Annotated in this window: 19 protein-coding genes; 9 read left to right on the top strand and 10 right to left on the bottom strand. The window is 67.9% G+C overall.

What is annotated here, in order from left to right:
- From ABS88_RS03325 to ABS88_RS03345, 5 genes are all read right to left on the bottom strand, one after another.
- A complete protein-coding gene (locus ABS88_RS03325; RefSeq protein WP_104960231.1) occupies window positions 1–2,028 on the bottom strand; it encodes a TonB-dependent receptor plug domain-containing protein in 2,028 nt (675 codons plus the stop codon).
- Between the two features lie 176 nt (window positions 2,029–2,204).
- Window positions 2,205–3,152: a LysR family transcriptional regulator gene (locus tag ABS88_RS03330; RefSeq protein WP_199775036.1), complete on the bottom strand. Its 948-nt coding sequence runs from the start codon at window positions 3,150–3,152 to the stop codon at window positions 2,205–2,207.
- A gap of 2 nt (window positions 3,153–3,154) precedes the next feature.
- Window positions 3,155–4,987 (bottom strand): CocE/NonD family hydrolase, encoded by a 1,833-nt coding sequence (locus tag ABS88_RS03335; protein ID WP_199775035.1) that lies wholly within the window; start codon window positions 4,985–4,987, stop codon window positions 3,155–3,157.
- Window positions 4,984–6,522, bottom strand: a complete 1,539-nt coding sequence (locus ABS88_RS03340; RefSeq protein ID WP_067106813.1) for an AbgT family transporter — start codon at window positions 6,520–6,522, stop codon at window positions 4,984–4,986. The genes ABS88_RS03335 and ABS88_RS03340 overlap by 4 nt, the downstream gene beginning before the upstream one ends.
- A 62-nt stretch (window positions 6,523–6,584) precedes the next feature.
- Window positions 6,585–9,476, bottom strand: a complete 2,892-nt coding sequence (locus ABS88_RS03345; RefSeq protein WP_076073481.1) for a TonB-dependent receptor — start codon at window positions 9,474–9,476, stop codon at window positions 6,585–6,587.
- Window positions 9,477–9,631: 155 nt separating this feature from the next.
- On the opposite strand from ABS88_RS03345, the gene ABS88_RS03350 reads away from it, so the two are divergent.
- On the top strand, window positions 9,632–10,777 hold the full coding sequence (locus tag ABS88_RS03350) for a CapA family protein (RefSeq protein ID WP_158682365.1): 1,146 nt from the start codon (window positions 9,632–9,634) through the stop codon (window positions 10,775–10,777).
- Window positions 10,778–10,789: 12 nt separating this feature from the next.
- Here the strand turns inward: ABS88_RS03350 and ABS88_RS03355 are convergent, their stop codons facing one another.
- Window positions 10,790–11,704 carry a hydroxymethylglutaryl-CoA lyase gene (locus ABS88_RS03355; protein WP_076077438.1) on the bottom strand — a complete coding sequence of 305 codons (915 nt, stop codon included), beginning with the start codon at window positions 11,702–11,704 and terminating at the stop codon, window positions 10,790–10,792.
- Window positions 11,705–11,842: 138 nt separating this feature from the next.
- Between ABS88_RS03355 and ABS88_RS03360 the strand changes: the two genes are divergently transcribed.
- On the top strand, window positions 11,843–13,009 hold the full coding sequence (locus ABS88_RS03360; RefSeq protein WP_076073479.1) for a CaiB/BaiF CoA transferase family protein: 1,167 nt from the start codon (window positions 11,843–11,845) through the stop codon (window positions 13,007–13,009).
- Between the two features lie 186 nt (window positions 13,010–13,195).
- Here ABS88_RS03360 and ABS88_RS03365 read toward each other — a convergent pair whose 3' ends face one another.
- Window positions 13,196–13,699, bottom strand: coding sequence for a DUF3237 domain-containing protein (locus ABS88_RS03365; RefSeq protein ID WP_067106800.1), 504 nt, complete (start codon window positions 13,697–13,699; stop codon window positions 13,196–13,198).
- A 119-nt stretch (window positions 13,700–13,818) separates the two neighbouring features.
- On the opposite strand from ABS88_RS03365, the gene ABS88_RS03370 reads away from it, so the two are divergent.
- Window positions 13,819–16,014: a TonB-dependent receptor gene (locus ABS88_RS03370; protein ID WP_076073478.1), complete on the top strand. Its 2,196-nt coding sequence runs from the start codon at window positions 13,819–13,821 to the stop codon at window positions 16,012–16,014.
- A 152-nt stretch (window positions 16,015–16,166) separates the two neighbouring features.
- Here ABS88_RS03370 and ABS88_RS03375 read toward each other — a convergent pair whose 3' ends face one another.
- Window positions 16,167–16,937 carry an SDR family NAD(P)-dependent oxidoreductase gene (locus ABS88_RS03375; protein WP_076073477.1) on the bottom strand — a complete coding sequence of 257 codons (771 nt, stop codon included), beginning with the start codon at window positions 16,935–16,937 and terminating at the stop codon, window positions 16,167–16,169.
- Between the two features lie 107 nt (window positions 16,938–17,044).
- On the opposite strand from ABS88_RS03375, the gene ABS88_RS03380 reads away from it, so the two are divergent.
- The 5 genes from ABS88_RS03380 (at window position 17,045) to ABS88_RS03400 (ending at window position 20,834) form a co-directional block, all read left to right on the top strand.
- Window positions 17,045–18,364, top strand: a complete 1,320-nt coding sequence (locus ABS88_RS03380) for a spinster family MFS transporter (protein ID WP_076073476.1) — start codon at window positions 17,045–17,047, stop codon at window positions 18,362–18,364.
- 29 nt (window positions 18,365–18,393) lie between these two features.
- Window positions 18,394–18,792 (top strand): nuclear transport factor 2 family protein, encoded by a 399-nt coding sequence (locus ABS88_RS03385; RefSeq protein ID WP_083674939.1) that lies wholly within the window; start codon window positions 18,394–18,396, stop codon window positions 18,790–18,792.
- Between the two features lie 10 nt (window positions 18,793–18,802).
- Window positions 18,803–19,450, top strand: a complete 648-nt coding sequence (locus tag ABS88_RS03390) for a carboxymuconolactone decarboxylase family protein (protein ID WP_067106899.1) — start codon at window positions 18,803–18,805, stop codon at window positions 19,448–19,450.
- Window positions 19,451–19,547: 97 nt separating this feature from the next.
- Entirely contained in the window at window positions 19,548–20,165 is a 618-nt protein-coding gene (locus ABS88_RS03395; RefSeq protein ID WP_076077433.1) for a glutathione S-transferase family protein, read from the top strand.
- Window positions 20,166–20,195: 30 nt separating this feature from the next.
- The gene (locus ABS88_RS03400; protein ID WP_082737042.1) at window positions 20,196–20,834 is read left to right on the top strand and encodes a VOC family protein; all 639 of its coding nucleotides are present in this window, start codon (window positions 20,196–20,198) and stop codon (window positions 20,832–20,834) included.
- 537 nt (window positions 20,835–21,371) lie between these two features.
- Here ABS88_RS03400 and ABS88_RS03405 read toward each other — a convergent pair.
- On the bottom strand, window positions 21,372–22,937 hold the full coding sequence (locus tag ABS88_RS03405) for a long-chain-fatty-acid--CoA ligase (RefSeq protein ID WP_076073475.1): 1,566 nt from the start codon (window positions 22,935–22,937) through the stop codon (window positions 21,372–21,374).
- Between the two features lie 84 nt (window positions 22,938–23,021).
- Here ABS88_RS03405 and ABS88_RS03410 point away from each other — a divergent pair, with 84 nt between their 5' ends.
- On the top strand, window positions 23,022–24,074 hold the full coding sequence (locus ABS88_RS03410; RefSeq protein ID WP_076073474.1) for a cobalamin-independent methionine synthase II family protein: 1,053 nt from the start codon (window positions 23,022–23,024) through the stop codon (window positions 24,072–24,074).
- Window positions 24,075–24,176: 102 nt separating this feature from the next.
- Here ABS88_RS03410 and ABS88_RS03415 read toward each other — a convergent pair whose 3' ends face one another.
- A complete protein-coding gene (locus tag ABS88_RS03415) occupies window positions 24,177–24,869 on the bottom strand; it encodes an alpha/beta fold hydrolase (protein ID WP_067111178.1) in 693 nt (230 codons plus the stop codon).
- Between the last annotated feature and the right edge of the window lie 12 nt (window positions 24,870–24,881).

The raw sequence follows: 24,881 nt of genomic DNA on the forward strand, positions 1-24,881 counted from the left end.
CTATCCGCCGAAGCTGCGCTGGACGGTCAACCCGATAGAGCGGCCGCTGCGCAGCACCCGCAGTTCGCGATAGCGCAGCGCGGCGTCGCCGCGGACGCCGGCATAGATGTCGCGCGTCCGCGTCGCGGCGCTGTCGGTCAGATTCCGGCCGAACAGGCGAAGCGTCCAGCGCGCATCGGGGCGATATTCGATGAACAGATCGAGCCGCCCGGCCAGACGATCGGCCTCGACCTCCTCGACCTTGAACGCGGTCTCGGTGCGCGCGAAGGCATAGCCGCCGCCCCAGCGCAGCTTCCACGCCGGAATGTCATGGGTCAACGCCACCCGCGCCTCGACCGGAAGGTCGCCCGAGATGGGCCGCCGCTCGCCGGTCGCGGGATCGGTCGCCCGGCCGCGCCGCGCGACGAGATCGGCAGTCACCACGACTCCCCTGGCGCCGAACGCGTCCAGCGGCCATTTGAGCGACGCTTCGACGGTATCGCGGCGTGCCGCGCCGATATTGCCGACCGCGTCGTACAGGGTCCCATCGACGACGACGGGAAGCTGGTCGACCAGATCGGATATCCATTCGCGGCGCGCGGCAACGGTGACGGATCCGGCGCCGAAGCGGCGTTCGTAGCTCAGCTCGATGCGCCAGAGGCTGTCGGGCTCCAGATCGGCATTGCCGGCGCTGATCGTTCCGCTGGTCAAGGACGCGGCGCCGACGAAATCGTCGAAATCGAGCTGGCCGACCGCGCGCTCGGCCAGCAGGCGAAACGTCCGGTTCGGCGTCGGCGTCCAGACGAGCCGCGCGCGCGGTTTCCAGAAGGCGAAGGATTTGACGAGGTCGATGTCGCCCGTCTGCGACAGGCGGGACATTTCGTATCTGATGCCGAACTCCGCGACGGTCCGCGCGCCGAGCGGACGGCTGGCGGTCACGAACAATTCGGCGCGGCGTTCGGCAACCCGGACGTTGGCCTGGGGCAGCGGAACCGGCTCGCCGTCCTCTATCAACGCATTCCGGCCATCGAGACTGTTAACCGCGCCCTCGGCGCCGATCTCGATCGTCGCGCCGCCCCGGTGGTGGCGGAGCGCGGCGCGCAGAATCGCTTCGCTGGCGTTCGACCGCTCGTCCGAGACGCTGCTTTCCGACGCGGTGGATTCGCGATCGAGGCCGACCGTCGCCACCGACCGATAGCTTCCGACCAGCTCGAGATCGTCCGCGGGACCGAGCGCGCGTTCGTAGCGCACGCCCGCTTCATAGGTTTGCGCATGCTTGCGCTCGCTGCCGACGATGGCATCGGGCGCGGGGAAAGTGACGGCATGGGCGATATCGGCGAATTTGCGTTTGTCCTGGATCAGCCCGTTGAGACGAAGCGTCCCGCCGAGCAGCGGCTGGCGATAGGCGAGCGTCGCCTGCGCGATGTCGGCGCCCTCGGGCTGCGCATAATCGACGAGGCGCAGCGGCGTGCCGTCGCTCGCAAAGCGGTTGCGGACGCCGAAACCATGCTCGTCATCGATCTCGCGATAGACGGTGGCGAAGAGGTCGATCACCCGCCCGCGCCCGTCGAACGTCGCCTGCGCCGAAATGCGCGGCGCGCGCAGGCCGTGCCGGTAGAGCGCCTGCTCTGCCTCGATCCGGCCGCCGATCGTGCCCGTCTTCACCAGGATGATGTTGGCGAGCAGCGCATAGCCCTGCATGTCGTAGCCCGCCGTCCCGGCGCGTATCAGTTCGATGCGGGCGACGCGCGCCGCTGGAAGCCGCTTCAGGACCGCTTCGAGCGTGTCGGTCTTTCCGGCGGGGCGCTGTCCGTCGATCAGGACATTGCCCGCAACGCCCGAATAGCCGCGCACGTCCGCATTGCCTTCGGCGATCGTGAAGGCCGGAAGCAGCGCCACCATCTCGTAAGCGTTCGAGGGTTGCGTCCGGTCGAAGAAGCGCTGGTCGTAAACCGGGCTGCCAGCGTCCCCGCCGTCCTGCCCCGCCGCCGGCGCGATGGCGCCGGACCCGGCCCACAGAAGCAGCGCGATGCGAATGCCATGACCCATGCGGCGCCGATCCTCCGACAGGCGGCCACCTCGCCCGCCCTCGTAAGGTCCATTGCACCCGTCCCGCTGACATCTGCTCGTCGGTCCATGTCAGTTCGGCGTCAGTTTCAGAAATCCTGGGCCTCAGTAACCTGGCCAGCCCAGGTCCGTAGCCGTGGCCCGTCGGTGATCCGCGTTCAGCCAGCGGGCTGCGACGCGCGGCCGTCGAAATAGCGGCGGACCTCTTTCCGGAATTCCTCGGTCAGGCGCGACGGGCGCGATACGTTCGACACGGCGAAGGCATATTCGTGCGTGATCGGCGGATCGAAGGGGCGCGTGACCAGCGCCGGGTCCAGATAGGGCTTCACGAGCAGTGCATTCAGGATCGCCATGCCGTTGCCGCGCGCCGCGAGCGCGCACGCCGATCCGTGGGTGTGCGTTTCGATGGCGACCACCGGGCGCAGCCCGAAAGCCGCGAAGGCGGCATCGACCTGCGTGCGCCAATAGCGGCCGGCGCCGAGCAGGATCAGCGGATGCTGGCCGATGTCGGCGGGCGTGACGGCGGCGAGCCCCGCCAGCGGATGATCGCGGCGCATCACGCACACCGAACCGTTCGCCACGATCCGCTCGACCGCCAGATCGCTCTCGTCGATCGGCAGCTTCACGAAGCCGCAGTCGACGTAGCGCATCGCGATCATCGTCCGCGCGGTTTCGACACTGCGCGAATCGATGTTGAATTCGACCCCCGGAAAGCGCTCGCGAAAGCGGGAGACGATGTCGGGCAGCACCCCTTCGGCAAAGCTCGGCGGCGCGACGATGCGAACGGTTCCGGCCGAATAGCCCGCGATGTCGCGCACCAGGCTGTTGAAGCGGTCGAGGCTGGCGAGCGTCAGTTCGACCTCCTGCAGCAGCTTGACGCCGTCGGCGGTGGGAACCAGCTTGCCGCGGTCGCGATAGAAGAGGTCGAAGCCCACCTGCGCCTCAAGCTGCGCGATCAGGCGGCTGACCGCGGGCTGCGACAGCGAAAGCCGCTTGCCGGCGGCGGTCGCCGAACCGGTTCGCATGATCTCGGCAAAGACGCGCAGCGCGCGGAAGCTGACATCCTTGTCGGGCTCGACCCCCGCGGGTGCCAGCGGCTTGCGCACCCTCAGCCCGCCCTTGCAGGGACGACGGGCAGCAGGAGGCGCGATCCCGCGCGCGGCCCCAGATGCACGCTGTTTTCGGCCGCGACCGGCGACAGGCCGGGCACGCGCCAGTCGACATTGGGGTTGATGTCGAAATGCGGGAAATTGCTGCCCGCGATCTCGACGCGGATGCGATGCCCCTTCGCGAACAGGTTACTCATCGGGAAAGAGGCGATCCGCACGCGATAGACCTTTCCGGGCTCCATCGGTTCGGGCGCCTCGAACGAATCCCGGAACCGCATCCGCAAGATGCCGTGCGCGATATTGAGCGCATAGCCGTCCGGATAGTCGGCGCTCGACGGATAAACATCAACGATTTTGATCGTAATGTCGGTGTCGGCGGCGGTCGAGCTCACGAACAGATCGGCGACCGCCTGTCCCGTCAGTTCGACGTCGGTATCGAGCGCCGGGGTTTCGAAGACGAGCAGATCGGACCGCTCGGCGAGCGGCCGCCATGGTTCGCGGGCGCCGAAGAAGGCCGGACCCTCGCGCTGATCGTAGCCGCCCGCCTCCATCACCGGCGCGCCCGACGCGATGGCGCCGCCGATCGTCGGCACTGGATGACGCGGATTGTGGACGAAGCTGCGGCGGCCCGGCTCGGCCGGAGGCTGTGCGCGGAGGCCGCCGTCGGGATGCAGGTGGAAGGGCGTCATCGCCATGTCGGGCGGCGGCCATGCCGGCGCGGTGCGCCAGCGCCCGCCGTGGTCGAGCCGCCCGCTCGGCAGCCGCCGCCCCGACCCGCCGCCCATGGTGAACAGATAGACGGGTTCGGGCAGCGGATCGGCGCCCTCCCGTTTCAGGTGGCGGTCGAACCAGCGCCGGCGCAGCGCGACATAGTCGCCGAACAGATGATCGAGCGTCGATTGCGGGCCGAAATCGGCATCGCCGGACCAGGTGAGCGAGCGCTTGCCGTGGGTCCACGGCCCCATGATCAGCTTCACCAGGCCGCGCTTGCGCTGCGACAGCCCGACGAAATTCTCGACCGCGGTCAGCGCGTAGGGATCGTACCAGCTCGACATGTGCACCATCGGCACGTCGGCGAAGGCGTCGTACCAGCCGCGGGCATAGATGCCGCGCTGTTTCCAGAAGTCGGAGAACCCCTCCTCATTCCATTGTTCGAGAATGAAATCCTCATATTCGGGGGCGGCGCTGATCGGCGAATGGCCGGGCCGCCATTTCTCGACCCCGATCCACCGGCGGATGTCGACGGCCTCGAGCGCCGCGCGGCGCGCGGGATCGGCCATCGTCTCGGGCGCGAGCTGCGCGTGTTTCAGCGCCCAGGTGAGCTGCTTGAGCTCATAGGCGCCGCCCTGACGGATGCCGCTGTGATAGGCGCTCGAAAAGCCGCCCGAATCGAGGAACATCGCGGCGAGACCGGGCGGGTCGAGCGTCGCAAGCGCCGCCTGGACATGCGCGCTGTAGGACAGGCCGAGCGTGCCGATCCGGCCGTTGCACCACGGTTGGCGCATGATCCAGGCGAGCGTGTCGGCGCCGTCCTCCGCCTCCGACAGATATTTGCGGAACATGCCTTCGGAGGCATAGCGGCCGCGGCAGTCCTGAAGCACGAAGGCATAGCCGTTCGCCGCGAAGATCCGCGCGATCTCCGGCTTCGAAAGCGGCACTTCGTCGGCGACGGAGAAGTCGGCATGGTTGGTGCCGCGCTTGTCATAGGGGGTGCGTTCGAGCAGCACCGGCAGCGGGGCGTCGATCGCGCCATCGGGAAGATAGACGTCGGTGGCGAGACGGACGCCGTCGCGCATCGGCACCATGACGTTCGGGATGAGGACGCCGGTCACGGAAGCGGCATCGCATAAGTGGCCGGAGCGCCCGGCCCGACCGGCAGTTCGAGGCCGGTCCACAGGCCGACGAGACACAGTCCTGTCAGCCCGATGGCGATCGAGAAGGGCAGCATCAGCGCGATCAGCGACCCGACGCCGAAATCGGCGCGCCAGCGCTGGGCGAGGACCAGCACCAGCACGAAGTTCGACGCGACGGGGGTGACGATGTTGAAGATCGAATCGCCCATCCGATAGGCCGCGGTCGTCATCTCGGGCGAGACGCCGAGCAGCATCAGCATCGGCACGACGATCGGTGCCATCGCGCTCCACTTCGCCGACGCCGACCCGATGACGAGGTCGAACACCGACGACATCAGCAGCAGCAGGATCAGCATCACAGGCGTCGCGAGCTGCTGCGCGCGCAGCCAGTCGGCGCCGTTGATCGCCATCACCGGGCCGAGGTTCGACCAGGCGAACATCGCGATGAAATGGGCGGCGAAGAAGGCGATGACGAGGAACGGGGTCATCGTCGCCAGCCCGCCGGTCATCATCTTCACGACGTCGCGGTGCGAGCGGACCGTGCCGACCGCGGCGCCATAAATCCAGCCGCAGACGAGAAAGAGCAGCATGAAGCCCGCGACGAGCGAGGAATAGAAGGGTTCGAGGCGCGCCGGCCCCGTCGCACCCGCATCGATCAGTGGGCTATAGCCAGGCCACAGCGCCAGCGCCGCGAAGGCAAGGGCGATGACGAGCGCCGCGATCCCGGCGCGGCGCAGGCCCTTTCGCTGGCTCGCTGGGTCGGCCGCATCCTCCATGTCGCCTTCGGGCGGCGGATCGGTCCAGACGCCGAGCCGCGGTTCGACGATGCGGTCGTTCACCAGCCAGGTGATCGGGATCAGGATCAGGCCGAGCGCCGCGGTGAAATACCAGTTGCCGAGCGGATTGAGCATCGGGGCCGGGCCCAGCAGCGCCGCCGCCGATTTGGTGATCCCCAGCATCAGCACGTCGAATTGTCCCGGCAGCAGATTGGCGGCGAAGGCGCCCGAAATGCCGGCATAGGCGATCGCGATGCCCGCGAACGGATGCCGCCCCGCCGCCGCGAAGATGATCGCCGCGAGCGGGATCAGCACGACATAGGCGGCGTCGGCCGCCTGATGCGACAGCAGGCCGATCAGGAAGATGGCGGGGCTGAGGAAGCGGTTCGACACGCCCCGCATCGCGCGCGTCATCAGCGCGGTGAACAGCCCCGACCGCTCGGCGACCGCCGCGCCGAGCATGACGACCAGGATCAGCCCCAGCGGCGGGAAATCCGCCATCGTCTCGGGCATCAGGGTCAGCAGCTTGCGGACATTTTCGGCCGACAGCAGGCTGCTGGCGGTCAGGGTCGCGCCCGTGACCGGGTGGACCGCACTCCAGCCCAGCTGTGCCGCCGCGACCGACACCGCGACGAGCAGCGCGATCAGGCCGAGGAAGATGAAGACCGGGTCGGGAAGGGCATTGCCCCAGCGCTCGACCCGGTCGAGCCATTTCTGCGTCTTGCTGTTCGCTGGCATCGCCGACCCGCCCCGCAATCCCGTTCCGGTGGCCGCGCCGGGGTTCCGGCGCGGCCGTCCGATCACATCTTCACCGAGAAGCTGGCGTAGAGGAAGCGGCCACGCGCGTCATAGGTATAGATGTCGTAGTTGATCGGTGCATTGGCGTAGGAAGCCGGCGGCGCCTTGTCGAACAGGTTGTTGACCCCCAGGCTGAACCGCGCCGCGTCGTCGGCGATGGCGAAGCCGATTTCGAGGTCGGTGTAGACGATCGACCGCGTCCGCGCATCCTTGACCGCGTTCACGACGTCGGTGGTCGGGCCGATGTAGCGCGCGCGCAGCGTCGCGTCGGCAGTGTCGCCGGTCCAGCCGAGCGAGGCCTGTCCCTTCCAGTGCGGATAGGTCGCGCGCGGCGAATCGCCACGCCCCGCGCGTTCGTCGACGATCGGGGCGCCGCCCGCCGGATTGGGCGCGGTCGTCTTGAACGAATGGAGCCAGGAGGCGTCGACCACCGCCGAGATGCGCCCGATGCCCGTGCTGAAATCGTAGCGCAGCGTCGCGTCGACCCCGTCGGTGGTGATCGAGTTGAGGTTCTGCGCGCCCTGCAGCAGTTCGAGGATCGCGCCGGTTCCCGCGTCGCGGCTGACGAGGTCGCAGAAGACGCCGCCGCGCACCGCGCAAAGCTGCATGATCTGGGTCGGCGTCTGCGACGCGATCGCGTCCTTGATCTTGATCTTGTAGTAATCGACCGTCAGCGACAGCCCGCGCACGCCGCGCGGTGAGATGGCGACCCCGGCGCTGAACGTATCGGCGGTTTCGGGCTTCAGGCTGGTGTTGCCGCTGATCACGCCGGGAATCAGGCCGTTGAGATTATAGTTGATCTGGTTGTAGCCCGCCGGCACGCCCGCGCAGCCGGGCAGCCCCGGATTGGCCGCCGCGCCGCCGTTGCAGGGATCGTTGCCCTGGAAGCTCGTCTGGCGCGCGCCCTGATAGAGTTCGAGGATCGACGGCGCGCGGAAGCCCTGCGAATAGGTGCCGCGGAACAATATGTCCTCGATCGGACGATAGCCGACGCCGGCCTTCAGCGTCACCTTGTTGCCGACGGTCGAATAGTCCGAATAGCGGCCGGCCAGGCTCAGTTCGAGGCTTTCGGCGAAGGGCTGGTCGCGGAAGATCGGCACGTTGAGCTCGGCATAGGCCTCGTGCAGGTCATAGCTGCCGACCGTCGCGGTGCGCGTCTGCGAGGTTGTCGTCGCATATTGCGACGCCAGGAAACGCGACGCGGCGTTGACGTAGGCGTCGGGGGCGTCGAAGCCGCGGTTCTGGCGATATTCGTAGCCGACCGCGAGCGCGACGGGCCCCGCGGGCAGGTCGAACAGGTTGCCGGTGACGTTGAAGGCGGCGTTGTAGAGTTCGGTGCGGTTATACTCGCGCGTCGTATAGCGGATATAGGCCGCCTGCGCCTCGGTCATCGGGGCGAAGAGGTTGATCGGCACGCAGCCCGCCGTCGCGGCGCAGGTCGCTGGCGAGCCGAGGCCGAGGAACAGATTATCGTAGTTGATGCCGTTTTCCGCCATCGTGTGGATGCTGTTCTTCGCATAGGAACCGAAGACGTCCCAGCGCCATTCGCCGCCGCCGATCGCGACGCTGCCGTCGACGCCGACCGACAGACGAATCGTCTCGACATCCTGCACATTGTTACGGTTGCCGACGTCGGTCATCACCTTGCGGATGCGCCACGCGCTGTTGGCGCCGAAGGCGAGCGCATTGGCGGCCGGCACGCCGTTGGCGGTGCCGAAGGGATTATACGCCTGATTGTTCGGGATCGCGAAGCCGCGCACCGTTCCCGCGGTGCCGCCGACGTCGAGCAGGACGGGCGAGAAAAGCTGGTTCGACTTGCGCCGGTTGTAGACACCGTCGATCCGGATCGTGACGTCGTCGGCCAGTTCATAGTCGAAGCGGCCATAGACGCCGTAGCGTTCCGACGGCCCCGCCGAATAGATGCCCTGCGCCTGCGTGTTGTAGGCGTCGCCCGGCAGCGCGCCGACGTGAAAGGCATTGTCGGCCAGATTGCCCGCGCCGATCGCCGCGCCCGGATTGAGCACGATCGGATTGGCGGAGCTGGCGAATCCCGCCGCGGTGCCGAAATAGCCGTTGTTCGCGAGACCGGGCAGGATGAACAGGCCGTTGGGATTGTTGCCGACCGCGGTCTGCGGCACCAGCGTCCGCGTCGTCAGCTTGCGCGCGTCGGTGCGGATCGCGCGCGTCCGGGAATAGCTGCCCGACAGGATGATCGAGGCGCGGTCCCATGTCTTGCCGACCGTCAGCTTGCCCCCCAGTTCGGCGCCGTCGCCATGGCTGGTGATTCCGGCGCGGACCGACCCGCGCAACCCGTCGAACGGCTGCACCGTCTTGATGTTGACGACGCCCGCGATCGCGTCGGCGCCGTAGATCGCCGAGGCGCCGTCCTTCAATATCTCGATGCCGTCGATCATCCCCTGCGGCATGGTGTTGAGATCGACGAAGTCGCGGAAGCCGCGCTGGCCGACGCCGTCGACCCAGCGATGGCCGTCGACGAGCACGAGGACGCGATTGCCGCTGCCCTCCGCGCCGCCCAGATAGCGCAGGTTGATCGAGCTTGCGCCGTAGGAGGTGCCCTGCGTGCCGTTCGAATTGAGGCTGACCCCCGCCGACGGCAGCTTCTGGAGCAGGTCGCCGATCGACGAGGTGCCCGACTTGATGATGTCCTCCGACGTCAGCGTCAGGATCGGCCCGACCGAATCGGCATCCTTGCGCCCGATGCGCGACCCGGTGACGATGATGTCGCCGCCGCCCGATGCCGTGGCGGCTTCATCGCCCGATGCCTGCGCCTGCGCGAGCGTCGGCCAGGCCAGGGCGCCGAGGCTGATTCCAGCGGCGGCGGCCAGTTTGGCCAGATGACGGCGCCGAGCGAAGCGAGCGGATGCGATGATCATGATGTCCCCCAGGTTTGTGATTCGTGCATCGGCTTAGGAGGAAGCGCGGCGGCGAAAAATATTATGACACTCGCGGATGCAGTCATAACGAAAGTGCATGAGATTGCCCCGATCCAAACAATCTTTGTATGGCTGATATCAAAGGGGGACGAGTCATGGGGTCGACCGGTTTCGATACGCCAACGCGGCGGCGGCTGCTGAAGGCAGGTTTTCCCCTGATATTCCTGCCGGTCGTGGCGGGAGCCGGGCGTCGCCCGCTGCGCATCAGTCTGCTCGGCCAATCGCTGATCAAGACCGATCTGCGTCGGATCGGCTGGCGGGGCCTGGGCGAATTCCGGCGGATACTGGCGGGACGCGATTTGGTCTTCACCGACCTCGAAACGGTGATCGGCGGACCGCTGGCCGGCCGGTCGACGCGCCCGGCGGACAGCGAGGTGCTCCATGTCGCCGAACCGGAGGTGATCGACTGCCTGCAGGCGATCGGCGTCAATATCGTCGCGACATCGAACAACCATGCCTGGGACCTCGACACCGGCGGCATCGTGTCGACGATCGAGGCGTTGCGGGCGCGCGGGCTGGCCTTTGCCGGGACGGGCCGCGACCTGGCGCAGGCCAGCGCGCCGGGCGTCGCGGGGCGGGTCGCGCTGGTCGCGGCGGCGGCGGGCGCGATCCGCGACGGCGCCGCGGCGACCGCGACGCGGCCGGGCGTCAACGAGTTGCGGCGCGAACTAGGCGGGGCGCTGTTCGCGGCCGACGTCGAACGCTATCTCGGCGCCATCCGCTTCGCCGCGAGCGGCGGCGCGACGGTGATCGCCTATCTTCACAATCATTATTGGGAGCCGCGCAAGTCGGACACGCCGGCGTGGCAGCGCGATCTGGCGCGGCGCGCCGTCGACGCGGGCGCCGCGACCTTCGTCGCGCACGGCGTTCCCGAACTGCAAGGCATGGAATTTCATCGCGGCGTGCCGCTGTTCCACGGACTGTCGTCCTTCATATTCCAGTCCGAAAAGCCCGACGGCGCCTATGGTCCCGAGGCGTGGCAATCGGCGATCGCCGAACTCGACCTTGTCGGCGGCCGGGTCGCGGCGACGCGGCTGGTCCCGGTCCAGCTCGACGCCCACGGGCTCGTCCACGCGGGGCGGCGCGTGCGGGGCAGCCCGCGGCTGGCATCCGCCGCGTCGGCGCGGTCGATCGCCGAGCGGCTGGAGGCGCTCAGCGACCGGCTCGGCGCATCGGCACGCTTCGCGCCGCCCCAGCGGTCGCGCCGCGGCGGCTGGACCGTCAAGGTCGATCCGTCCTAGCGCGCGCCGCGCTCAGGCGGCGGGGGGCGGAAAGACAGGCGCCTTGCTGACCATCGCGGGCAGCGGCCGGCCCATCACGCCGGTGAACCAGCCCGCCGCCTCGACCGCTCCCGGCAGCGCGAGCCCGGTCGCGACGCCGCTGCGTTCGAGCATATAGGCGACATCCTCGGTCGCGACATTGCCCGCCGCGCCCGGCGCGAAGGGGCAGCCGCCGAGGCCGCCGAGCGCCGCGTCGACGCTCGCCGCGCCCTCGCCGACCGCCGCCCAGACATTGGCGAGCCCCGATCCCCGCGTATTGTGGAAATGCACGCGCACCGGCAGCGGCGCGATCGCCTCGCGCACCCGGCCCACCAGTTCGGCGACCTGCGCCGGGACGCCGACGCCGATCGTGTCGGCGAGCGCGACCTCGCGCGGCGCCGCGTCGGCGGCGCGCTTCGCCATCTCGACGACGCGCGCCGCGGCGATCTCGCCCTCGAACGGGCAGCCGAAGGCGGTCGCGATGGTGATCTGGCCGCCGCGCCCCGCCGCTTTCGCCAGCCCGACGATCTCGGCCGCCGCCGCCAGCGATTCGGCCGAACTCTGTCCCTGGTTGCGGATTCCGAACGTATCGCTCGTCACGCACACCGCGCCCAGCTCGTCGATCCGCCCGGTCGCCAGCGCGCGCTCGGCGCCGCGCCGGTTGAGCACCAACCCGATGTAGGTGACGTCGTCGCGGTCGGGGAGCAGCGCCACCAGTTCCTCGGCGTCGGCGAGCTGCGGCACCTTCTTCGGGTTGACGAAGCTCGTCACCTCGATGCGCCGCACCCCATAGGCCAGTGCGCGGCGGACGAGTTCGGCCTTGTCGGCGGTCGCGACCACCGCCGCCTCGTTCTGCAGCCCGTCGCGCGGCCCGACCTCGACCATCTCGACCTTGCGAAACCCCGTCATCGTCTGCCCTTTCCGCATTCGCCATCCCATTGGCGGTTGAAAAATACATAGCACTCTAAGTATATCGAGGCCAAGGGGGGACGACGGATCGCGTCCGGCGTCCTATCATGAAGCGACATCGATGCCGAAAGGAAGATCATGACTGCAACGGGGAAGAGCAAGGGGCCGCTCGACGGCATTCGCGTCGTCGAGATGGGACAGCTGATCGCGGGTCCCTTCTGCGGCCAGCTGCTCGGCGACATGGGGGCCGAGATCGTCAAGCTCGAACCCCCCGGGACCGGCGACCCGATGCGCCACTGGGGCCAGGGCGACAAGCCGAGCTGGTGGCGGGTGATCGCGCGCAACAAATATTCGGTCGCCTGCGACCTGCGGTCGGACGAGGGGCAGCAGCTGGCGCGCGACCTGACCGCCCGCGCCGACATATTGATCGAGAATTTCAAGCCCGGCACGCTCGAGAAATGGAATCTCGACCCCGCCGACCTGCGCGCCGCAAACCCGCGGCTGATCGTCGTGCGCGTGTCGGGTTACGGTCAGACCGGCCCCTATGCGGCGCGCGCCGGCTTCGGCGGCATCGGCGAGGCGATGGGCGGGTGGCGCGCCATCGTCGGCTATCCCGACCGGCCGCCCGCGCGCATGGGCGTCTCGATCGGCGACACCCTCGCCGCGACCTACGGCTGCATGGGCGCGCTCGCCGCGCTCCACCACCGCGAGCGGACGGGCGAGGGCCAGATCGTCGATTCGGCGCTCTACGAAGCCGTGCTGCAGGTGATGGAATCGACCGTGTCCGACTATTCGGTCAGCGGCACCCGGCGCCGGCGCACCGGTTCGACCCTGCCGGGGATCGCGCCGTCGAACGTCTATCCGTGCCGCGACGGCGAATATCTGATCGGCGCCAACGGCGACGCCATCTTCGCGCGCCTCGCCACGGCGATGGGGCGGCCCGAACTTGCGGCCGACCCGCGCTACGCGACCCATCTCGCGCGCGGCGCGCATCAGGAGGAACTCGACGCGCTGATCACCGAATGGACCGCGACGCTGACCGTCGCCGAACTCGAAGCGAAGATGATCGAGTCGAGCGTCCCCGCCGGGCGCATCTATGACGCCGAGGAGATGATGGCCGACCCGCATTTCGCCGCGCGCGAGGCGCTGGTCACGGTGCCCGACGCCGAGTTCGGGGCCGTCACCATGCAGGGCGTCTTTCCGAAGCTGTCGGCGACGCCGGGCAGCATCCGCCGCCCCGCCCCGGTCGCGGTCGGACAGGACACCGACGCAGTGCTCGAACGCTGGCTGGGGCGCGAGGGGTAGGACGCTGGCGCATCGTCATCGCGAATTGAGCGAGGGATAAGGCGCCCCCAAACGACCCGTCATTGCGAGCGGCGGAGCCGCGCGGCAATCCAGAGTGGACTTATGCCGCCCTGGATTGCTTCGCTCCGCTCGCAATGACGCAAGCGGGTCCATTCAAAATCCTCACGCGCCGGAACGGCGGAACCGTCACCCGATCTCGTAGAAGACGTGTCGCACGCCGAAGCCGGTGACCTCGCCTACCCCGACCGCGAGGGTGCCGTTGAGCCAGCCGTAGGTCTCGCTCGCGGTCTCGAACACCGCGGCGATGCGCAGATAATAGCGCGACGGATCGACCGGCGGCTTCGCGGGGTCAGCGAACAGCGCCCGGACGTCGTCGGGGATCAGGCTGCGTCCCGTATAGGTCAGGTAGATGAGGTCGCCCTCGTCCGTCTTCCACACCGCGCGCGCGTCGAAGGTGCCCACCGCCGCATCGCCGATCCGGCCCGAGCGCGGCCAGTTGCCGCCGCCCGGCAGCACTTCGCCGGTGATTCGCGGCCCCAGGATGCGCCCGCCGGTGACATAGCCGACGCGCTGCTCGCCAAAGGGCGACGCCCCGATCGCGATGATGCCGCCGCCGACATCGAACTCCACCGTGCACAGGTGGCGGCTTTCGAGTCCCGCCGGAACCGGCGCCTTATCCTGCTGCGTCATGCTGAATCCTCCTGCCAAAGCTATGGACAGTATAAAACCATTAGTATACTAAGGGTCAATCAGATTGACGGACCCCGAAGGCTATCGGGATGCCGGAACAACGAAAAGGGAGGGTGCATATGAAGTTTCTTCATCCGATTCTGCTATCCGGCGTGGCCCTGGCCGCGATGACCGCGGGCGCGGCACCGGCGATGGCGCAGGCCGCGGATGCCGCCGACACCGCCGCGACCGGTAGCGAGATCATCGTCACCGCACAGAAGCGCGCGCAGAATCTGCAGGATGTGCCGATCTCGATGGAAGTGGTCAGCGGCGAACGCATCGCCGACTTTGCCGCCGTCGATTTCAAGGCGGTACAGAATTACGTCCCCAACGTCTTCGTGCAGCAGACCAACGGCAACGACACCATCTATATCCGCGGCTTCGGCTCGCCGCCGCAGAATTTCTCGTTCGACCAGGCGGTCAGCGTCTATATGGACGGCGTCTATGCGGGCAAGATGCGCCAGGCGCTCAATCCCTTCTTCGACGTCGCGCGCGTCGAGGTGATGCGCGGCCCGCAGGGTGCGCTCTATGGCAAGAACACGCCGGCGGGCGCGGTCAGCGTCGTCAGCGCCGGTCCGACCTCTTCGTTCGAGGGCGGCGTCACCGGCACCTATAATTTCGACCTCGAAGGCTATGACCTGACCGGCTATGTCTCCGGCCCGGTCAGCGACACGCTGAGCCTGCGCGTCGCGACGCGGCTCCAGAATCAGGAAGGCTATATCAAGAATCTCGCCACGGGCCGCGACGACCCGCGCAACAAGTTGCAGCTGTTCCGCGTCAGCGCGCTGTGGGAACCCAGCGACAGCTTCGACATGTCGGCGAAGCTCGAAATATCGAACTACGACCGCATCGGCGGGCTCGGCGTGTCGAGCCCCGTCAATACCAGGCAGCGCCCGAAGCTCGAGCGCTATACCGAGGAATATCCGCTCGGCCGGGAAGGCTACAGCAATCGCTCGGTGCTCGGTTCGGTCATCGCCAATCTCAAGGTCGGCGACCACACGCTGACCTCGATCACCGGCTATTCGTGGTTCAACGGCGACGTCACCAACTATTTCGACCAGCAGACGCCCGCTGGTCCGGTCGTCGAAAATTCGGTCGCCAACAAATATCCCGAGAATTTCCACCAGTTCTCGCAGGAACTCCGCCTGCTGTCGCCGACCGGCGGCACGATCGAATATGTCGTGGGCGCCTATTACGACACCGCGCGCTACAATGTGGATCCCTTTCTCTACTACGACCTGCGCGCCTATAATCTGGTCTCGCTGAACCAGCTCTATTTCCACCAGAAATCGCGCACCCTGTCGGTATTCGGTCAGGCGACCGTGCGTCCGGTCGAAGGCGTGCGAATCATCGGCAGCCTGCGCTACACCAACACGCACAAGGACGGGACGTTCAGCGGCAAGCTGCTCGACGGCCAGATGTTCCGGCCGCTGACCACAGCCAGCGGTTCGATCAGCGAAGGCCTCACCGATCCGTCGATCACGGTCCAGTACGACCTTTCGCGCGACCTGATGGTCTATGCGGTCTATGGCCGCGGGTCGAAGTCGGGCGGCTTCGTGTCGAACACCTTCGGCACCACCGACGCGACCTTCGTCTACAAGCCCGAACGCTCGCGCAACTGGGAGGCGGGCATCAAGTCGACGCTGTGGGACGGCCGCGCGACGCTGAACCTGTCGGTCTACGACACCAAGTTCACCAACCTCCAGACCTCAGGCTACGACCCCGATTCCTCGTCCTACATCACCAAGAACGCGGCATCGGCGACGGCGAAGGGCGTCGAGGCCTCGCTGCGCATCGCGCCGAGCCGCTATTTCGACATCACGGCGTCGGCCGCCTATCAGGACATCAAATATGATCGCTATCCGGACGCCCCCTGCCTGGCCGGCATGACGGGCCCGATCTGCGATCTCAGCGGGCGCCGCCTGCCCTATACTTCGAAGTTCACCGGCAACGTCGCGGTCCACGGCCGCGTCGACGTCAGCGACTACAAGCTCGACGGCACGGCGGTGCTCGGCGGCCGCTCGGGCTTCTTCGACTCCGACGACCAGAGCCCGCTCTATGGCTATCAGGGCGGCTATGCGAAGCTCGACCTGCGCCTGCAATTCGCGCCGCAGGACGACAGCTGGCACATCGCGCTGGTCGGCAAGAACCTGACCGACAAGCTGACCACCGGCAGCGCCTTCCGCCTGCCGGTCCCCATCACCACCTCGGAACGTTCGATCCTGTTCGTCGAACCGCCGCGCAACATCGCGATCGAGGCCGGGGTGAAATTCTAAAACAGGGGGCAGTCCCTGGGGTGAAGGCGGCCCCCTCCGCATCTGCGGAGGGGGCCGTTTTCTATAGAGTGTTCGGTTTTGATTGGATCAAAACCGGCGCTCCGGATTGTCGTCTTGCCGTATTTTCGGAGTCGGCGGGCGGTGAAGACACTCTATGCCGCCGGCGTGTCGTGCCCCCACTGCCGCGTGACGACGCCCTGCTCGCGCCGCACCGCGACCCAGTCACCGCCCGCTAGATCGTCGTCCTCGATCAGGTCGATCACCGCCGCGGCGATGTCTTCGGGCTGGCAGCGGTCGTTGTTGGCGAGGATCGGGGCCATCCAGTCGGCGGCGCGGTCGCCGCCGGTCGTGTGGAGGATCGGCGTGTCGGTGAGACCGGGGAGCACTCCCATGACGCGGACGTTCCAGTCGGCCTTCAGCGCCGCGCAGCAGCGCGTGAACATCATCGCCCCCGCCTTGGTCGTCGCATACATCGCATCGCGAAAGCCGGGGCCGAGCGCGACGGTCGACACGGTGTTGACGATCACCCCGCCGCCGCGCGCCCGCATCGCCCGCGCCGCGATCTGCGTCGCGACGACCAGCGAGGTCAGGTTGACGTCGACGATCCAGCCGATCCGGTCGACGGGCATTTCGGGAAAGGCGTCGGGCCCCGACACGACCCCGGCATTGTTGTGCAGGATGTCGGCATCGCCCTGCGCACCGAACCACGCCGCGACCGCCGCGAGGTCGGCGAGGTCGAGTCGATGCGGAATCGCGTGCGCGCCCAACGCCGCGACCTGCCGCGCGCTGTCCTCCAGCCCCGCGCCGTCGATATCGACGAGCGCGATCTCCGCCGCGCCGCGCCCGGCGAGCATCAGCGCGGTCGCGCGGCCGATGCCCGACGCCGCCCCGGTGACGATCGCGCGTTTTCCCTTGATGTCCATGTATATCTCTCCCGCTGCCGCGCCCGGTCGACCGTAAAGCGCGTTGACAGATAAACTTAAATACCTAAGCATTCCGGCGAAGCAAGAATCACGTTTCGGGGAGAGCCATGACGCAAGCCACCGCGCTGGAAGCAGGCGCCGCGCCGCCCGATCGCGGCCTCGGCCTTCGCCGAACCGTCGCGCTCGCGATGCTGTTCCTCGTCGGGACGATCAACTTCCTCGACCGCCAGCTCCTCTCTGTGCTCGTCGAGCCGATCCGCGCCGAGATGCAGTTCAGCGACACCCAGTTCGGGCTGCTCACCGGCCTTGCCTTCGCGCTCTTCTATGCCGCGATGGGCGTGCCGGTGGCGATGATCGCCGACCGCTGGAACCGCGTGAAGCTGGTCGGCATCGCCTGCGTGATATGGAGCGTCTTCACCGCCGCGTGCGGCATGGTGTCGAATTTCTGGCAACTGGCGGTGATGCGCTTCGGCGTCGGCACCGGAGAGGCGGGCGGGACCGCGCCGTCGCTGTCGGTGCTCGCCGACTATTATCCGCCGGCGCAGCGGCCGTTCGTGTCGGGTCTCTTCACCCTCAACGGGCCGTTCGGGGTCTTTCTCGGCACGGCCTTCGGCGCGTGGGCAGCCGCGCACATCGGCTGGCGCCAGGCCTTTTTCGCGGTCGGGCTCGTCGGGCTCGTCGTCGCCCCGCTGCTCGTCTGGCTGGTGCGCGAGCCGCCGCGCGGGCAGATGGACGCGCCGGCGCGCGTGCCGGCGGACGCCGGGACGGCCACCGACGCCAGCCCGACCTTCGCCCAATGCTTCGCCGCCTTCGTCCGCCGCCCCTCGCTGCGGATGGTGCTGGTCGGCAGCGGGCTCGCCGCCTTCGTCAGCTATGGCATGCTCAACTGGATTCCCGCCTTCCTGATGCGGACGCAGAAGATGCCGCTCGAGGCGATGGCGACCTGGTATGCGAGCGCCGCGGGACTCACCTTCGGCATCGGCATCCTCGGCGGCGGCTGGCTGGTCAGCCGCTTCGCGCGCCGCTCGACGCGGGCCTATGGCACGATCCCGGCGCTCGCGACGCTGATCCTCGTCCCGACGCTGGCGGCGGCGCTGCTGGTCGACGACTGGCGGCTGTCGCTGGCGCTGATGCTGCTGCCGATGGCGGCCTGCACCGTCTATGTGGCGCCCGCGCTGGCGCTGGTCCAGAACCTGACCCCGCCGGGTTCGCGCGCGACATCGGTGGCCCTGCTGCTGCTGATGTTCAACATCGTCGGGCTGGGGCTCGGCCCGCTGTTCGTGGGCATGGTCAGCGACGCGCTGAAGGCGGTGCATGGCGACGAGAGCCTGCGCTGGGCGCTGCTGAGCATCCTGCCCTTCGCCGCCGCGGCCGGGGTCGCGCAATATGCGATGGCCCGCCACCTCGAGGGCGATTTCGCCGAGTGACCCTATTTTCAGGAAACGATCGGGAGACGATGATGGCAGAACAGGACGATATCCGGGCGATGGCCCAGCGCTTCTTCGACGCGATCGAGGCCGGCGACATAGAGACGATGAAGGCCAGCTTCGCCCCCGGTGCCGAGATCTGGCACAACAGCGACGAGGCGATCGTCACCCCCGAGCAGACCGCCGCGACGCTGACCGGCATGGTCGCGCGGATCAAGGACCGCGCCTATGCCGAACGCCAACTCCACGTCTTTCCCGGCGGCTTCGTCCAGCAGCATGTGCTGAAGGGCCGGCGGGTGCACGACGACGTCGCGGTGCGGCTGCCCTGCGCGATCGTCTGCCGCGTCGAGGACGGCAAGATCGCGCGGCTCGACGAATATTTCGATTCGGCGCATGTTGCCGCATTCCGCAAATATGCCGACGCCTGAGGAGGACGCCATGCCCGTGCTGCGCCAGGTCCCCCGGTCCGAAGTGACCGACGAGACCGTCATCGCCTATTACAACCGCCTGTTCGGCGATCGCGACCCGGTCGCCGAGCCGGGCACCGCGACCGGCACGCCCGGCGACTGGTGGACCGTCTATGCGCTCGCGCCCGACATCTTCAAGCATGCGGTCGACGGCTTCGCGGTCTATCGCCATCCGGCGCGCAAGATCGACCCGGTGCTGCGCGAGCTCGGCCAGACGCGCGCGGGCTGGGTGAAGGGCAGCCAGTTCGTCTTTTCGCAGCATTGCAAGTCGCTGCGCGGGCTCGGCGTGTCCGACGAGAAGATCGCCGCCATCCCGCATTGGGCGGTCGCCGACTGCTTCGACGAGCAGGAACGCGCCGTGCTCGCCTATGCCGACTGCCTCAGCCAGGCGGGCGGCCGCGTCCCGCTCGCGGTGTTCGACAAGCTCAAGAGCTTCTGGGACGACGAGCAGATCTTCGAATTCACCTACATCACCTGCCTTTACGACATGCACGCGGTGATCACCCGCGCGCTGCGCATGGAATATGACGCGCGCGAGGAGCCGATCGTCGAGATCGCGGCGCCCGAGGGCTTCAACGCCGCCGACTTCCTGAGCGCCCCGGCGCGCAAGCCCGAATGACCGGGCGAAAGGGTCGTACGAAGAGACGCGGAGCCAACCGTCAAGTTAATTGACGGTTGGCTCCGAACATGCTAGGAATCGTGCCGAGAGGATGGCGATGCAATTCTATAATTCGGTCGGCCCCAACCCCCGCGTCGTGACCCTGTTCATGGCGGAAAAGGGGATCGACATCCCCACGGTCGAGGTCGACCTGCGCGGCGGCGAGAACCGGCGCGCGCCCTATAACAGCGCGGTGAACCCCGCCGGGCAGACCCCCGCGCTCGCGCTCGACGACGGCTCGGTGCTGACCGAGATCACCGCGATCTGCGAATATCTGGAGGAGCTGTTTCCCGCGCCGCCGCTGATCGGCACCACGGCCGAGGAACGCGCACGCACGCGCATGTGGGTGCGCCGCGTCGACCTCAAGATCTGCGAGCCGCTCGCCAACGGCTTCCGCTTCGCCGAAGGGCTGCCGCTGTTCGAATCGCGGATGCGCTGCGTGCCGGAGGCGGCGCCGGGGCTGAAGGCGATCGCCCAGGACGGGCTGCGCTGGCTCGATCCACTGATCGCCGGGCGCGACTTCATCGCCGGCGACCGGCTGAGCCTCGCCGACCTGCTGCTTTTCGCCTTTCTCGATTTCGGTGCCACGGTGGGTCAGCCGCTCGACCCCGCCTGCGCCAACATCGCGCGCTGGTTCGCGGGGATGAAGGCCCGCCCCGGCGCCAACCCGAACTGACTACAGCCGATTGCACGAAGGAGACGGATCATGGCTGCAACCAATAAGGAATTCGAATTTCGCGGCGTCAACCACCTGGCGCTGGTATGCAAGGACATGGCGAAGACGGTCGAATTCTATCGCGACGTCCTCGGCATGCCGCTCGTCAAGACGCTCGACCTGCCGGGCGGGCGCGGACAGCATTTCTTCTTCGACCTCGGCAACGGCGACAGCCTCGCCTTCTTCTGGTTCCCCGAAGCGCCCGAGGCGGCGCCCGGCATCGCGGCGCCCGAGGCGCTGCCGACCCGCGGCAACTTCATGTCGGCGCACGGGTCGATGAACCACATCGCCTTCAACGTGCCCGCCGAGAAGTTCGAGGAATATCACCAGCGGCTGATCGACAAGGGCATCGACGTCACGCCGATCCTCAACCACGACAATTCGGAAACGCAGGTCGCCGACAGCTTCGACGACAGCGTCTATGTCCGCTCGATCTATTTCTTCGACCCCGACGGCGTCTGCCTCGAATTCGCGGCGTGGACGATGGCGAACGGCGAGTTCACCGACGCCGACGTCGCGCACGACCCGCGCCAGGCCGACGGCACCCGGCGCGAGGGATTCGTCCTGCGCAACAAGGCGCTGGCGGCGAACGACGCGGCGCTGGCCGGCGAGATGACGCCCGCCGAATAGGCCCCGTCGATTTGGGAATCCCCTGTGGCCCGGCCGCGCGCCGGGCCCTTTTTTTTTGGCGATTATATCGTTTGCAAATATGAGGCAGGCGTCCCGCCCTCCCCAGCCTTCGTCATGCTGAACTCGTTTTCAGCATCCATGGCCGGATATCTCCTTGTACGCCGCGCTCGCTTCGGGGGCAGGCCAATGGCCCCCCGGATCGGGTCCGGGGCAGGCTCTGAAACAAGTTCGCAATCATCCCCTTCCGACACGTGAGCGTTCCCCGGCGAAAGCCGGGGTCCAGATGGCACAGCGCTGCCTCGCATGGACCCCGGCTTTCGCCGGGGATCACCAGCGTCCCTGTCTCAGGGGTATAATGAGGAGAATAGTTCCTCGGTATTGGCAAAACGATATAAACACTTTTTTGGGTGGCCATCGAACGCCAAATCGTCGCCCCCGCGAAGCCTGAAGGCTGACGCCGGCGCGATGGCGGCCCCGGCTTTCGCCGGGACGACGGAAATCGGTCCCCGCCATGACGCCGTCAGGGTCGGAAAGCCTTTATCCCACCGCGCGGTCGCGGCCTTCCCAATAGGGCGCGCGCAGTTCGCGGCGCAGCACCTTGCCCGACGGGTTGCGCGGCAGCGCGTCGATGATGTCGACGCTTTTTGGCGCCTTGTAGGCGGCGATGCGCTCGCGCGCCCAGGCGATGACGTCGTCGGCCGCCACCTCGGCGCCGGGCGCCGGGACGATCAGCGCCTTCACCGCCTCGCCCCACCTGGCGTCGGGAACCCCGATCACCGCGACGTCGGCGACGCCGGGGCAGCCCATGATCGCGCTTTCCACCTCGGCCGGATAGACATTCTCGCCGCCCGAGACGATCATGTCCTTGATCCGGTCGTGGACGAAATAATAGCCGTCGGCGTCGCGATAGCCGACGTCGCCGGTGTGCAGCCAGCCGTCGACGACCGTCTCGGCGGTCGCTTCGGGCCGGTTCCAATATTCCTTCATCACGATGTCGCCGCGGATCGCGATCTCGCCGATCTCGCCGTCGCCGAGCGGCCGGCCCTCGCCGTCGAGGATCGCCATCTCGGCCCCCGGCCACGGCTGGCCGCAGGAGGTCAGCTTGCCCGGCAGGTCGTGCGCCGCGGGCGACAGATAGGAGCCGCCCCCCGCCGATTCGGTCATGCCGTAGAATTGCACGAAGTCGCAGCCGAAGACGGCGCGCGCGCGGCGCAGCACATCCTCGGCGATCGGCGAGGCGCCATAGGCGATCGAGCGCAGCCGCGCATAGTCGCCCGTCTCCGCCCCCGGCTGCTGCAGCATCATCTGGATCATCGCGGGCGCGAGGAAGGCGTGCGCGACGCGTTCCTCGCTCAGCATCGCGATCGCATCGCCCGCGGCGAAATCCTTGACCAGCACCAGCCGCCCGCCCTGCGCGAGGCCGGAGAAGCTGACGTTCGTCCCCGCGACATGGAACAGCGGCATGACGATCATCACCGTCTCGTCCTCGTCATAGGCGAAGCCGTCGATCTCGGTCGCCATCTCGAGGAAGCGGCGATAGGTCCGGTTCGCCAGCACCACGCCCTTCGGCCGCCCGGTCGTGCCGCTGGTATAGAGCTGGAGCACGTCGTCGCCGAGCTGCGGCTCGTCGGCGGGTGGCGTCGCGGGCGCGTCGCCGATCCAGGCGTCGAGCGATTCGAACGCCGGATGCGCGCCATAGAGCGCGACGAGGCGCGGCGGGTTCGGCAGTCCGGCGACCGCCGCCAGCGCGGTGTCGAAGAAATCCTCGCCGACGAACAGCAGCTTCGGCCCGGCATCACCCAGGATGAATTCGATCTCGCCCGCCGCGAGCCGGCAGTTGATCGGCGCAAGGCAGGCGCGCGCCCGCGCGGTGCCGAAGAAGAGCGGATACCAGGCGTCGTGATTCTTGGTCAGCACCGACACGCGGTCGCCCGGCACGACCCCTGCGGCGATCAGCGCGTGCGCCACGCGGTTCGACTGCGCGTCGAGTTCGGCGAAGCGGGTCTCGCGGTCGCCGAACTTCACCGCGACCGCGTCGCCGCGCTTGCGCGCCTGCGCCGCCGGTATGTCGGCCAGCGTGCGGATGGCATCCAGGTCAATCATTTCGCTCTCCCACCGTCACTTTGATCTTGAGTTAGATAGAATACTAAGTAAATATTTGACTAGTCCAAAAAGAGAGGATTTGCCTTGGTCGATCACCCCATCCTGCCGACAACCATCGTCGGAAGCTACCCCCAGCCGGACTGGTTGATCGACCGCGAGCGGCTCAAGGCCAGCCTGCCGCCGCGTGTGCGCGCCGAAACGCTGTGGCGCATCCCCGATCCGTGGCTCGCCGACGCGCAGGAAGCCGCGACGCTGATGGCGATCCGCGACCAGGAGGAAGTCGGCATCGACATCGTCGGCGACGGCGAGATGCGGCGCGAAAGCTATTCGAACCGGCTCGCGACCGCGCTGTCGGGGATCGACCGCGAACGGCACGGCACCGCGATCGACCGCACCGGCAACGCGAATCCGGTGCCGCTCGTCTCCGGCCCGATCCGCCGCGTCGCGCCGATCGAGGCACAGGACGCCGCCTTCCTGCGCCGCCATTCGACGAAGCCGGTGAAGCTGACCCTCCCCGGCCCCTTCACCATGACCCAGCAGGCCGAGAACGGCTATTATCCCGACGCGCGGTCGCTGGCGATGGACTATGCCGACGCGGTCAATGCCGAGGTGCGCGACCTGTTCGCCGCCGGGGTCGATGTCGTCCAGCTCGACGAACCCTATCTCCAAGCGCGCGCGGGCGAAGCGCAGGGCTATGCGATCGAGGCGATCAACCGCGCGCTCGACGGGGTCGAGGGCATGACCGCGCTCCACATCTGCTTCGGCTATGCGATGGTCCACCACGGCGCGGGGGCGACCGGACCCAAGCCGAAGGCCTATGATTTCCTCGCCGAGCTCGAAGCCTCCGACATCGACGTCATCTCGATCGAGGCGGCGCAGCCGGGGCTCGACCCCGCGATCCTCGCCGAGCTGCCGTCCAAGACGATCATGTATGGCGTCCTCGACCTCTCGATTCCCGAGGTCGAGACCCCGGAGGTCGTCGCCGGCCGCATCCGCGAGGCGCTGCGCTACGTCGACGCCGACCGGCTGTGGATCGCCCCCGACTGCGGGATGAAATATCACAGCCGCGAGCATTCGCTGGCCAAGCTCAAGGCGATGGTCGACGGCACGGCGCTGGCGCGCGCGGAACTGAAATAGCTTTGCCGTTCCCGCGAAAGCGGGAATCCAGGGTTGGATCAGCCGACGCGCACCCTGGATCCCCGCTTTCGCGGGGATGACAAGGCGTTATTGCGCCGCAAATCACCCGTCGACGAATTCCGTCAGCAGCGGCACCACCACCTCGGGCGCCTCGATCGTGGTCAGATGCCCCGCGCCGGGCACCACCGCCAGCCGCGCGCCGGGAATCGCATCGGCGATCTCCTGATGATGCGCGCGGCTGGTGATGCCGTCCTTCTCGCCCCAGACCAGCAGCGTCGGCACCGCGATCTCGCCGAGCCGCGGGCGGCTGTCGATGCGCGCCATGATCGCGCGCTGCTGCGCGAGGAAGGTGTCGGCGCCGGTGTCGGCCGCCATCCGCCGCGCGATACCGAGCAGCCGCTCGTCGCCGCGCTTCTCCTCGGGGAAGAGGATCGGGATGCGTTCCTCGACCACCTGGTCGAAGCGCCCGCTTTCCACCAGGTCGATATAGCCCTGCCGCCGCGCCGTCTGCGCCGGGCCGTCGGCCGAGGCGAGCGTCGACAGCAGCGCGAGCCGGGCGACGCGTTCGGGCGCGCGGCGCATCACCTCGAAGGCGACGAAGCCGCCCATCGCGTGCGCGATCAGCGCGAAGCGCGGCGGGGCGTTGTCGAGCAGCCGCTGCGCGAAATCCTCGATCCGGTCGTCGCTGCGATTGTCGGCGAGGATGACCTCGCGGTCGGCCCACGCGCCCAGCAGCGGCTGCCAGACGGCGTCGGTCAGAAGCTGGCCGGTGATGAGGACGATGGGGAGAGTCATGGTCTGAATTCC

This window comes from Sphingopyxis sp. SCN 67-31 (assembly GCF_001725095.1).